This is a genomic window from Asaia prunellae JCM 25354 (assembly GCF_000613885.1).
Classification (GTDB): Bacteria; Pseudomonadota; Alphaproteobacteria; order Acetobacterales; family Acetobacteraceae; genus Asaia; species Asaia prunellae.
On sequence record NZ_BAJV01000001.1, the window covers coordinates 144,930 to 156,817 of the forward strand.

The following is an 11,888-nucleotide window of genomic DNA, read 5'->3' on the forward strand; positions in this document are numbered from 1 at the left end:
CGAAAAACAGACAATACTCACAGAGTCCACAATACATTCAGAAGAGTACGATGATGATGGCCAAGGAATATGATTATATAATCGTCGGTGCCGGATCTGCCGGCAACGTGCTGGCAACACGCCTGACAGAGGACGCCAATGTGAGCGTCCTGCTGCTCGAAGCCGGCGGACCGGATTACCGGTTCGATTTCCGCACCCAGATGCCCGCCGCTCTCGCCTATCCTCTACAGGGGCGTCGCTATAACTGGGCCTATCTGACCGACCCCGAGCCGCATATGAACAATCGTCGCATGGAGTGTGGCCGTGGCAAGGGGCTTGGTGGCTCCTCCCTGATCAATGGCATGTGCTATATTCGCGGCAATGCCATGGATTATGACAACTGGGCGAATCTTCCCGGTCTGTCAGACTGGAGCTATCTCGATTGCCTCCCCTATTTCAGGAAAGCTGAAACGCGGGATATCGGCGGCAATGATTATCATGGCGATAGCGGCCCCGTGCACGTAACGACCACGAAGCCGGATAACAACATTCTCTTCCGCGCCATGATCGAGGCCGGTGTGCAAGCCGGTTATAACCGCACGGATGACCTGAATGGCTATCGCCAGGAAGGTTTTGGCCCCATGGATCGTACCGTGACGCGCAGAGGACGTCGTGCCAGCACGGCACGCGGCTATCTCGATCAAGCACGGTCACGGCCCAATCTGACGATTGTCACCCATGCCATCGCCGACCGCATCCTGTTCTCCAATAACCGTGCCATTGGCGTGACCTGGCTGCGCAAGGGAGAAAGAGAAAGCGCCCATGCCGGACGCGAGGTCGTCGTGTGCAGCGGAGCCATTGCCTCGCCCCAGCTTCTGCAGCGTTCAGGCGTCGGTCCCGCCCCTGTTCTGCGTGCCCTGGGTATTCCTGTTGTAAAAGATCTGCCGGGAGTTGGTCAGAACCTGCAGGATCATCTGGAGATGTATATCCAGTATGCATGCACGCAGCCCGTTTCCCTGGCTCCAGCTCTCAAGCTTCACAACCAGCCCGCAATCGGGGCCGAGTGGCTCTTTCTGGGAACCGGTATCGGCGCCAGCAACCAGTTCGAAGGTGGTGGCTTCATCCGTTCCGAGCCCAGTTTCGAATGGCCCAACCTCCAGTATCATTTCCTGCCTGTAGCGATCAGCTATAACGGCACGGGCGGCGTAACCGAACACAGCTTCCAGATGCATGTCGGTTCAATGCGTTCGCCAAGCCGTGGCCGCATTCAGGTCACCTCTCAGGATCCCAACAAACATCCCAGCATCCTGTTCAATTACATGGCGCATGAACAGGACTGGCGCGAATTCCGCTCCGCTGTTCGCATCACACGCGAGATCTTTGCCCAGTCGGCTCTCGACCCGTATCGCGGTCGCGAAATCTCGCCGGGCAAGGATCTGCAATCAGACGCGGATATTGATGCATTCGTGCGCGCCCATGCCGAGACAGCCTACCACCCTTCCTGTTCCAACAAGATGGGGACCGACCCGATGGCCGTTGTCGATCATCAGGGACGGGTACACGAGATGGAAGGATTACGTGTCGTCGATGCGTCTATCATGCCCATCATCCCGACCGGCAATCTGAATGCGCCGACAATCATGATCGCGGAAAAGATTGCCGATCTCATGCGTGGGAAGAAGCCGCTTCCCCGGTCCACGGCACCGTATTACGTTGCCGCTGAACACGAAAAGTGATCTGGCGTGTGCTGTGAGCAATATCCTTACCAGGAATAGGCTTTCAGGAGTATCCCTGCTCGCAGGGATACTGTTCCTCCCTGAAGGAGGTCTGGCTAACCCCGACCTCCTTCAGGGAAATGAACCAGTCGAGTCCGCAAGAACGTTGCGGATGGAGGACCTCAACAAGAAACAGACCGGGCCTGCGCGTCCCCATGCTGGCATGGCACCCGTCCCTCATGCTCCCAAGCCTGTCACACATCCGGATATCGTGCCATCAGGCAAGAACGGAACCGCTTACTGGGACGGTATCACCGTACATCTTACCGTAGAGGCCGGTATCGCTGCCAATCCATGGACAAAATCCGGCAGAAATTTCGCCCAGTTCTATACTGATCGTGCCAACACGGTTGTCCTCAACCAGATCGTAGGCTCGATCTCCCATCCCGTCACTGACATCGGATCAGGATACGGGGTCGGTTTCATGCTTGAGCTCATGTACGGTTCTGACTCCCGTTTCATCCCGACCATCGGTATGGCGGACGGCATTCTGACAGGGCTTTACCAGCTCGTTCCATTGCAGACACATATCGATTTTCATACACCCTGGCTTGTGCCGCGCGGGATGGATTTTCAGATAGGCCAGATTTTTGGCATGCTCGGGACAGAAGGAACATCTGCCCTTACCCGGCCATTTTATACGTACAGTTATGCGGCAGACTATATCGTACCATTTGAAACAATCGGTATCATGTCAACGACCCATCTGAGCGACAAGCTCGACTGGATTCTCGGCATGGATGCCGGCAATTCGACGTCATTTGGCAATGCAGGCAACAATAACCGCCCCAAGGGAACAGTTGGTATCGCCTTCTCCCATCTCATGAACGGAAAACTTGACGGGCATCTCATCGGTCATTTCGGTCCCCAGGCCAATAACAGCCTGCCTGTTACGTCAGCCGAGGGCTGGACCAGTGCCGGCATGGGACGGATCGCCAATGATCTGATGCAGTATAATGCTGATTTTCTGCTCACCTATCATCTCAGCGACAAGATGAGCGTCATGCTCGACACAATCTACATGCATGACGATGCCAACCGGGACGATCTTTACGGCTTCATCACCTATTTTTCGTGGGACCTCAATCCTTCACTGCGGCTCAATCTTCGCGGCGAGATCTTTCGGGATAATACAGGAGCCGTTATCGCAGCCTATGAAGGTACGACATCAAATCTGAATGCCATACGAAACCGGCCATTTGCCTATTACATAGCGCCACCTACCACTTACGGCGCGTTGACCGCGGGAGTGACCTATCAGCCTGATTTCGTCAACAGACATCTCAAACTGGGCAAATTCACGATCAGACCGGAAATTCGTCTCGACAAATCCCTCAATGGCACACATCCCTTCAATCGTGGTGCCACCGTCGCCGATCCGGTTGTGCGTAATGGCACGAATAATATGTTCTGGTTCTCCTGTGATGCCATCTGGTCTTTCTAATAAAGACCAGATGGCATTGTTCACAAAAAAATCAGAAGAGCTTACAGAGCTATCGCATGATCCGGCTTGTCTCTATCAGGGCAGAAATTCTCGATTCACTGATAGGGTAACGGTTTATCAATATGGCAGTCGCACCAACTCTTCTGCTCCTCGCCAGTCTGGGACCTGTATCCTTTCAGGACGTATCTGCCCAGGCTGACGGCGCGCAGAGCGACCCGATACATACCTCAGAAGAAAATGCCTCTCCCGCACCCGTGGTAATGGCGCCTGTCAGCAGAAAAAAGAACATTACACCTCCCCTGCCGGCAAAACCGGATCATTCGCTTACGTTGGGATTGGCGGTCCGCGGGCGTTATGATCTACGCTTCAATGACCGCAACAGAAATGGTCAGAGCTATAGATCGAGCCATTTGTCCTATGATACGACGATACTGACGGCAGAATACGACTCTCCGGTTATATTTGGAGCCGCGCAATACAGATTTTATGGCGGCAGCTTTCTGTATGGAAAAAATGGAGGGTATCAGAATTATCCTGGCGAAGTGAACTTCCCGGTCTATGGTTATATGGGCGCAAAACTTGGAAAAAAGACCCGTATCAGCTAGGCATTACACCAGTTCCATTTGACGACCGCTGGTGGGGATCATCGTTTCTTGATAGCATCGGGTTCATCTATGGCGTGGAAGAAGTCTATAATGTTGGCGTTTCTCTGGAACATAAAACCAACAGATGGTCGTTTGATCTCGGATTTTTCCCCACTACAGCACCCAACGCTGTAGGCCGCAGCGCCGACAGTGCCCGTTATTCGGTTAATATATCCGGACATGGCGCGTCATTGCCCAATGGGTCGAATAATGACGAACGCTACATGACGGTCGGACGTATCGGCTACCAGCTGCAACCGGGCAAAGAGCGCAATCTGACGCTGACAGGATCATTCTGGTTTTCGACAATCCATAATTATTCAACACATGAAGATGGTCAGAGACGCGCTTTCGCTCTGAGTCTGAAACGCAATAGCGGCGCCTGGCGCTTCAAACTGATGGGCGTCCGTCAGGATATGGATCTCAGAAATCCGGGAATGAACGATATTGTCACGGTAGGCGATTACGACTCTCCGTATAATATAGCGACCCATGCGACCATCCTTTTCGTGGAAGGGGCACGGACAATCGATACGGGAAAATTCCCGCTCAAGCTCGACCTCTTCGCCAATTACGCCAATGTCTGGAAAGATGTCAGCTACCATGCCCCCAATACGCAACGCCTGAGTTTGGGAGCTTTCTGGTCAGACAAGGCAACCAATCGCTTTCGCGTGTGGAGCGAATTCTATCTCAGCCGCAACGACCCCTATATCGGGGCCGGTCAATATACCAATGGCGCAGCCGGTGGGGGTGACAACAGATACAAGTCATCTTTTCTCATCATTTTCGGCTACTATCTCTAGGCTGTCCGACAGGGCATCACTGGAATGACGTCATTTCGGGACACGGGACCTGATTGCACAGCCTTTCGGGACTGTTATACTGTTCCAAACTCGAAAGGATTTCCCATGTCGCGCAAGACGGTCATTGCAGCGCTTCTGGCCTCGGCCTGTTTCGCTCTTCCACTTACGGTTCAGGCGGCCGAAGCGGGTAAAAACGAGATATCGAAAGAAGGTCTGGCAGCTCTGCTGCGACCGATTCAATCACCAAACATCACCTGACTGCAGGTGGAGCCAATATTGCCTATACCGCCCATGCGGGTACGGTCACGCTGCGTGACAAGGAGGGCAAACCTTCGGCCAAGGTATTCTATGTGGCTTATACGAAAGATGGCACCAGCAGCCGCGAGCGCCCGGTATCATTCTTTTTCAATGGTGGTCCGGGAGCAGGAACAGCCTATCTGAACCTGGGTGCTGCAGGTCCACGCATCCTGCAATTCCCGGCAGACCATCCCGAAGATGGTGCGCGTGCCCATCTTGCGGATAATCCTGACAGCTGGCTGCCTGCGACCGATATGGTATTTATCGATGCCGTTGGAACAGGCTATTCACAGCCTCTTGACCCGAAAAAAGCAGCTGAGGCCTTCTACAGTGTCACCAAGGATGGCGCCGCCTTCGCAAAGGCCATAGCACTCTGGATCAACGAGAACGGACGTCAGGCCTCACCGCATTATCTGGTTGGTGAAAGCTATGGCGGCATCCGCTCGGTACAGGTGGCTGACGCCTTGCAGCAACAGCAGAACCTGATCGTCAATGGCATCGTGATGATTTCGCCTGCGATCCAGATGCAGTTTCTGGACAATACGAACAATCCCATGGCCTCGGCCATGGCTTTGCCGACCTTCATCGCCTCGCATCTCTCGCAAACGGGCAAACTGACACCCCAAGCGGTGGATGAAGCCTATCATTATGCGCTCGGCCCGTATCTGACCACCATCGCGAATGCCCCGCCCAAAGGCGATGACGCCAGGAAATTCTATACCGACCTTGCCGCACGCACAGGCCTGCCAGTCGAAATCATCACCAAGGAAATGGGCGAACCCAATCCGTTTGCACATGACGTACGGAGCCGTGATGGTCGCCTGTATGGCATTTACGATTTCACACAGTCTATCCCTGACCCCTATGCCGATGGTATTGATAACAGCCAGAGCCCTGAACTGACTCTCTCGGGTTTTGGTCGCGCTTACGGTAGTGCCTATAGTGGTTATCTGGCCAATGAACTCGGTTACAAAACCGAGCTCACCTATGATCTTCTGAACATGGAAGTGAACAGTGCCTGGAAATTCACCAGCTCCGGTTCACAGCTGACCGATCAGGTAGGCATTCTGCGCAAGATGCTGGCACTCGACCCCAGCCTTCATATCTTTATCGCCAATGGCTATTTCGACATGGCCTGCCCTTTTGGCACAACGCGCTGGACGAAAGACCATATTCCTGTAGGAGCTGACCGTATCTCGCTGCATCTCTACGAGGGCGGCCATATGCTTTATACCCGCCCTGCCAGCCGTGCAGCACTCACACGCGACGTCAGCACTTTCTATAACGACACATCCAGATAACCTTGTCTCCCCGTAACGCATTTACAGAAATGCGTTACGGGATTGCCACGCCGGAATTTCTGACCGGATATCAGAAAAACCCGAGCTTCTCTTCGCTGTAGCTGACAAGCAGGTTCTTGGTCTGCTGATAGTGATCGAGCAGCATCTTGTGCGTTTCTCGTCCGATACCCGATTTCTTGTAGCCTCCAAAAGCAGCATGGGCCGGGTAGGCATGATAACAGTTGATCCAGACGCGCCCGGCCTGAATACCGCGCCCCATGCGATAACAGGTGTTCGCGTTACGGCTCCACACACCGGCACCGAGCCCAAACTCGGTATCATTGGCAATCGCAAGCGCCTCTTCTTCCGTCCTGAACGTGGTTACCGCCAGAACTGGGCCAAAGATCTCTTCCTGGAAGATACGCATCTTGTTGTTGCCACGAAAAACAGTCGGCTCGATGTAAAACCCGTTTTCCAGCCCCTTGCCCAGTTTGGCAGCCGAGCCGCCTGTCAGGAGCTGTGCGCCCTCGTCCTTGCCGATCTGGATGTAGGAAAGGATCTTGTCCTGCTGCATTTGAGAGTTCTGTGCACCCATCATGGTGGCAGGATCGAGGGGATCCCCCTGCTTGATGGCGCGCACACGAGGCAGCACCTTTTCCATAAAGCGCTCGAAAATCGACTCATGGACCAGGGCACGGCTCGGACAGGAACAGATCTGGCCCTGGTTGAGGGCAAACATGGTGAAGCCTTCGATGGCCTTATCAAGATAGGCATCATCCTGATCCATCACATCGGCAAAGAAGATATTCGGGGATTTACCGCCGAGCTCCAGTGTTGCCGGGATAAGACTCTCCGCAGCAGCATGCGCAATGCTCCTGCCCACGCCGGTCGATCCCGTGAACGCCACCTTGGCTATACGCGGGCTCCTGGCCAGAGCATCACCGACATCACGCCCCGTGCCGTTGATGATATTCAGAACACCGGGCGGAAACAGGTCGCCGATGATATCCAGCACAACAAGAATACTGGCGGGTGTTGTCTGCGCCGGCTTCATGACCACGCAATTCCCTGCTGCCAACGCCGGAGCCAGCTTCCACGCAGCCATCAGGATCGGAAAATTCCAGGGAATAATCTGTGCCACCACGCCCAGCGGCTCATGGAAGTGATAGGCTACCGTGCTGTCATTGATCTCGCCAATGCTCCCTTCCTGTGCACGTATGCAGCCCGCAAAATAACGGAAGTGATCAATGGCAAGCGGAATATCCGCATTCAGCGTCTCCCGGACTGGCTTGCCGTTATCCCAGGTCTCTGCACGCGCGATCAGATCGAGATTGGCCTCCATGCGATCGGCGGCTTTCAGCAGGAGCAATGCACGGTCGGCAACCGAGGTTCGCCCCCATGCGTCACGTGCCTGCTCTGCCGCATCCAGCGCCAGTTCGACATCGGCAGGTGTGGAATGTGGCACCTGGCAAAGTACTCTGCCATCAACAGGAGAGTGATTATCGACGTATCGCCCTCCTACGGGTTCACGCCACTGCCCTCCGATAAAATTGCCATAACGTTCACGGAATGGAAGAGCGGAGCTGGAAGCGGACATAGCAACAATCCTTTCTCTCACGGCAACGTACGGGCTCTTACGAACCATATCCACGGGCGAACCCGAAGGAATGGCCAGATGCCGCAACGCAACAAGAGAGGCGTTAAAAACAACACTCTCCCTGAGAAAAGCACGAAAAATCGGGGAGCGTTGCTCACCCTCACGCGAGGTCACCGCTTCGTGAAACAATAACCTGCCATACTGGCACACATGCCGCGTCCGGGACGCCAGCACCGGAGAACAAGAAGATACAGAACATTTCTATCTGAGCTATCTGCCGGAGCAGAGCAGGATTTGAACCTGCGCCCTCCCGATAAACGGGCACTCTACCTGTAGTTCTGTAGGCATTTCTCCAGTGCTGACGCCTGACCAGGAGGACAAGGATGTGTCGGATTTTTGCAATGTAATCCGACATGCATTCCTCCTGAACCTCAGTTGATTCCTCTAACAGAAGATATTTTCACCTGATTACCTGAAGTCCCCACAACACGGCATTGCGGCAAAGCAGGACAAGGAAACGACGGACAGGGACATGTAGTCCGTCTGGCATTCCTGCTTCCCATAAGAGACCAGCTGCTATGAAGGGTTACTGCAAGAGCAGAGAATGACGGAAATCCACCTGGCAACTGTGTTTCACCGCATATTCTCGTGGCATGATTAAAATCCCTGGCGACAAAGGGGTTGAAAGACGGGGACGGACCCAGCCGAACGGGAAGCCGCCGTGAATGTAGTCTCTCCGGCATTCGCCAGGATGGTCTATATCCTTTCCTTTTCTATTTCTCTCACCCAGTAGGAGGCTCCTGCCTCTCCTGAGGCGAACGCAGCAATCTGATCAAACACGGCATCGGAAAATCCTCCGATATTCAGAATATCATCCCGTTCGCTGGCCTGGCTCGACCCGTAAGGCTGTATGTCGACACAGACCAGACGCGCAGCAGGACAACGCTGTTTCAGACATTCCCATTCACGCATCAGCGCCGTGCCTCGGGCATTCCCATCGACACTCATCCAGGATTCATTATCCGAGATAAAAATCACCAGATCAGCCTGCTCCTTCCGTTCATTCAACCGCACAATCGGTGCTGCACAATCCGTTCCACCACCTCCAATCGCAGCGAGACGCGTGGCATTGGTCATGATCGTATCGCGCGGCTCAAGCACAACATCACAGACATGCTGCTCGAAAGGCAGAACCAGCGCATCACGATTGGCACGCTTGATGGCTGCTGCCACCAGAGCCGCCACGTCGATGCAGCGCACCGTGCTCGTTGCTCCGCGCCGAAAGCCCGTGACAGGTGACGCCATGGAGCCCGAAACGTCAGGACAGATCACCACGCGCCCGGCGACATGCGGTACATTGGCCACCGCCAGTTCCATGGCATCATGCAATGCATCGGCCAATGCGCCATCGACATCCGGCGAGAGAGCACGCAACGTTGCCATCAGCTGATAAGGCATGGCCCTGGCTGCACGAATACGCTCCGGATCACGCAAAACCGCCGCCACATGAGCAACCGTCCCTGCGTCACTGAAGGCCCCAAAGCGCGTCAGCATATTCAGACTCTGGCGCAGCATCTGCCAGGAAGCCCGTCGGGCAACGCTTTCCCAATGCGCAGGCGTCAGAGGCAGACTACCCAGAAGCTGAAAAGGCACTTCTGGCAGGACATCACTCTGACCACTGCGAAACGCAATCAACGTCTGTACAGGCTCTGGCAGAAGCACAACTTCTGCAGGGCGATCAATCAACCAAGCATAAAACGCCTCGCGCCTTTTGTCGCGCGGGCACGGATGCACCATGCGGATCACATCAGCCAGAGAAGGTGACTGACCAATCGAAGCCGACAGAAGCTGGGCCTCTGTCGCAGCATTCAGCCAGTCCTGCACCAATGCCTTGGGCCGTGAACCCAGCGATTTACGACCGACCTGACCAGAACGCATAACCTGTACAAAATTGCGCAGCATCTTGCCATTGGTTACAATCCGCGGGAATGCCCTGGCAAAAAGAGCAGGATCACGCAGCGAGAGCACCGCCAGCAGCACGCATGGCGTGTCTTTCATATGCCCTCTCTCACGCACATGAATGGCAGCCCGGGCCAGAAAACCGGGACTGACCTCCCCGGCAAGAGCAATCAGCTCCTGCATCTGCGACGCGGCGTCCTTGTAATAGCCACCCCCGAAACTTCCGGTCATGGCAAGCTGTGCCAGCTTGTGGGGCGCAGCCAGATCATAGGCGGGAGCACCCGACTGGTTCAGACAGTCGCTTTGCGGCACCAGCCGCCCCCGCGAAGACGCAAACAATGATCTGTTTGCCATGACATGATTTCCTTTCTCGTTCACCCCCTTGTTTTACTGCCCGGCGGACAGGGCAGAAACAGAAAAGAAAAATCGCGACAAGTTATTGATTCAGAAAAGGAAATAGCTGTTTTACAGAATTCATCAATTGATTATACTATCTGTTGGTATCGCTTTTTATCCTGTGAGATCGTCCATGAAAAATATTGTTATCGGTTTTCTGGGCACCTCTCTCGATCAGACGCGTCGCAGCTGGCGACCAAGCCTGCAGCTCTGCGCGCAGCCTGATTTTCCTGTGTCCCGCTTCGAGCTGCTTTACGACCCGCACCATGACAGCCTTGCCCGCAATCTTGCCTGCGATATTGCGACAGTATCTCCTGATACAGAGGTCCTGCTTGTCGAATTCGCACTCGACAATCCCTGGGATTTTCAGGAGGTTTACGGAAAACTGTATGATTTCGCAGAAAATTACGGATTTGACGAAGAGCGCGAACGCTATCATGTCCATCTGACAACAGGCACACATGTAGCACAGATCTGCTGGTTCCTGCTGACAGAAAGCCGCCATATCCCTGCTGCGCTTTTGCAGAGCATACCGCCTTACAAGACGGATACGTCACGTGGCGGAATCGACATCATTGATCTCGATCTGACCCGCTATAACGCGTTACAGCGCCGGTTCGAGGCGACAGCCCGCATCCATTCGGGACGCTTGCGCGGGAATATCGACACAAAAAACCGGTCCTACAGCGCAATGATCGAAAAACTCGAACAGGTCGTTTCACTCTCCGACGCTCCTGTCCTGATCACTGGTGAAACCGGCACCGGGAAGACGACCCTCGCCACACGACTTCATGAACTCAAATTACAACGCAGACGTCTCAAGGGAAGGCTTGTCAGTATAAACTGTGCAGGATTGCAAGGCCCACATGCCATGGCAGCCCTGTTTGGTCAGAGGCGGAATGTGACAGGACTGGCCGGGACAGAACGCGCAGGCTTCATCAGTGAAGCAAATGGCGGAATGCTGTTTCTCGACAATATCGACTGTCTGCCGGATGCCGAGCAGGGGTTGCTCCTTGATGTTCTGGAAAGCGGCGCTTTTTACCCCCTGGGCTCCGATCATGCTTCCAGCAGTCGATTTCATCTCGTTGCCGCAACCAGACGCCCGGTAGCCGAACTGGCACAGACCGGAGGACTCCGCCCCGATCTTCTCGCCAGCCTAAGGCTATGGGTCTTTGCTCTCCCTCCCCTGCGTACCCGCCCCGAAGACATGGAGGCCGAGATCGCCCATGAGCTGAGCGAGGCAGAACAACATCTGTCCTGCAAGCCAGGCATTAACAAGGATGCCTATACCCGCTATTTACGGTTCGCACGTGATCCGGGCTCACCCTGGCCTGGCAATTATCGCGACCTTGGCGCCTCGATCACCCGTCTTTGTACACTGGCAGAGCGCGGGCGCATTACCCTGGCAATGGTAGAAACTGAAATTGCCCTGCTGCAAGAACAATGGCGGGCCATGGCCCAGGACCCGGATCAGGCCTTGCTGGAAGCGCTTTGCGAGACACCAGAGGCCATCGATCAGTTTGATCGGACGCAGCTTGCCGTCGTCATCCGCACCTGTCGTGCCTCTTCTTCCCTTTCTGCTGCCGGACGCCAGCTTTTTGCCGTGTCCCGACAGGGAAAAACCAGTCAGAACGACGCCGACAGGCTGCGAAAATATCTCGCCCGCTTCGGGCTCGACTGGGAGCGCGTCACCGGAAACATCTGATTTTTCCAG

At 54.8% G+C, this 11,888-nt stretch carries 9 protein-coding genes; 7 read left to right on the top strand and 2 right to left on the bottom strand.

The window, feature by feature from the left end:
• Window positions 1-50 precede the first annotated feature (50 nt).
• The 6 genes from betA (at window position 51) to JCM25354_RS15590 (ending at window position 6,243) form a co-directional block, all read left to right on the top strand.
• Window positions 51-1,715: a choline dehydrogenase gene (gene betA, locus JCM25354_RS00645; protein WP_025884576.1), complete on the top strand. Its 1,665-nt coding sequence runs from the start codon at window positions 51-53 to the stop codon at window positions 1,713-1,715.
• Window positions 1,716-1,866: 151 nt separating this feature from the next.
• Window positions 1,867-3,198: an outer membrane beta-barrel protein gene (locus JCM25354_RS00650; protein ID WP_025884577.1), complete on the top strand. Its 1,332-nt coding sequence runs from the start codon at window positions 1,867-1,869 to the stop codon at window positions 3,196-3,198.
• 122 nt (window positions 3,199-3,320) lie between these two features.
• Window positions 3,321-3,803: a hypothetical protein gene (locus tag JCM25354_RS00655; RefSeq protein WP_025884578.1), complete on the top strand. Its 483-nt coding sequence runs from the start codon at window positions 3,321-3,323 to the stop codon at window positions 3,801-3,803.
• A 74-nt stretch (window positions 3,804-3,877) separates the two neighbouring features.
• Window positions 3,878-4,645: a hypothetical protein gene (locus JCM25354_RS00660; RefSeq protein WP_025884579.1), complete on the top strand. Its 768-nt coding sequence runs from the start codon at window positions 3,878-3,880 to the stop codon at window positions 4,643-4,645.
• Between the two features lie 105 nt (window positions 4,646-4,750).
• Window positions 4,751-4,903 carry a hypothetical protein gene (locus JCM25354_RS21250; protein WP_159103421.1) on the top strand — a complete coding sequence of 51 codons (153 nt, stop codon included), beginning with the start codon at window positions 4,751-4,753 and terminating at the stop codon, window positions 4,901-4,903.
• A 50-nt stretch (window positions 4,904-4,953) separates the two neighbouring features.
• Window positions 4,954-6,243, top strand: coding sequence for a S10 family peptidase (locus JCM25354_RS15590; protein WP_243443822.1), 1,290 nt, complete (start codon window positions 4,954-4,956; stop codon window positions 6,241-6,243).
• 70 nt (window positions 6,244-6,313) lie between these two features.
• Here the strand turns inward: JCM25354_RS15590 and exaC are convergent, their stop codons facing one another.
• Together exaC and JCM25354_RS00675 are read right to left on the bottom strand one after the other, a co-directional pair.
• The gene (exaC, locus tag JCM25354_RS00670; protein ID WP_035446535.1) at window positions 6,314-7,819 is read right to left on the bottom strand and encodes an acetaldehyde dehydrogenase ExaC; all 1,506 of its coding nucleotides are present in this window, start codon (window positions 7,817-7,819) and stop codon (window positions 6,314-6,316) included.
• Window positions 7,820-8,575: 756 nt separating this feature from the next.
• Complete coding sequence (locus tag JCM25354_RS00675) at window positions 8,576-10,132, bottom strand: vWA domain-containing protein (protein WP_025884581.1); 1,557 nt, start codon at window positions 10,130-10,132, stop codon at window positions 8,576-8,578.
• A 175-nt stretch (window positions 10,133-10,307) separates the two neighbouring features.
• On the opposite strand from JCM25354_RS00675, the gene JCM25354_RS00680 reads away from it, so the two are divergent.
• Window positions 10,308-11,879, top strand: coding sequence for an RNA repair transcriptional activator RtcR family protein (locus tag JCM25354_RS00680; RefSeq protein ID WP_025884582.1), 1,572 nt, complete (start codon window positions 10,308-10,310; stop codon window positions 11,877-11,879).
• Window positions 11,880-11,888 lie beyond the last annotated feature (9 nt).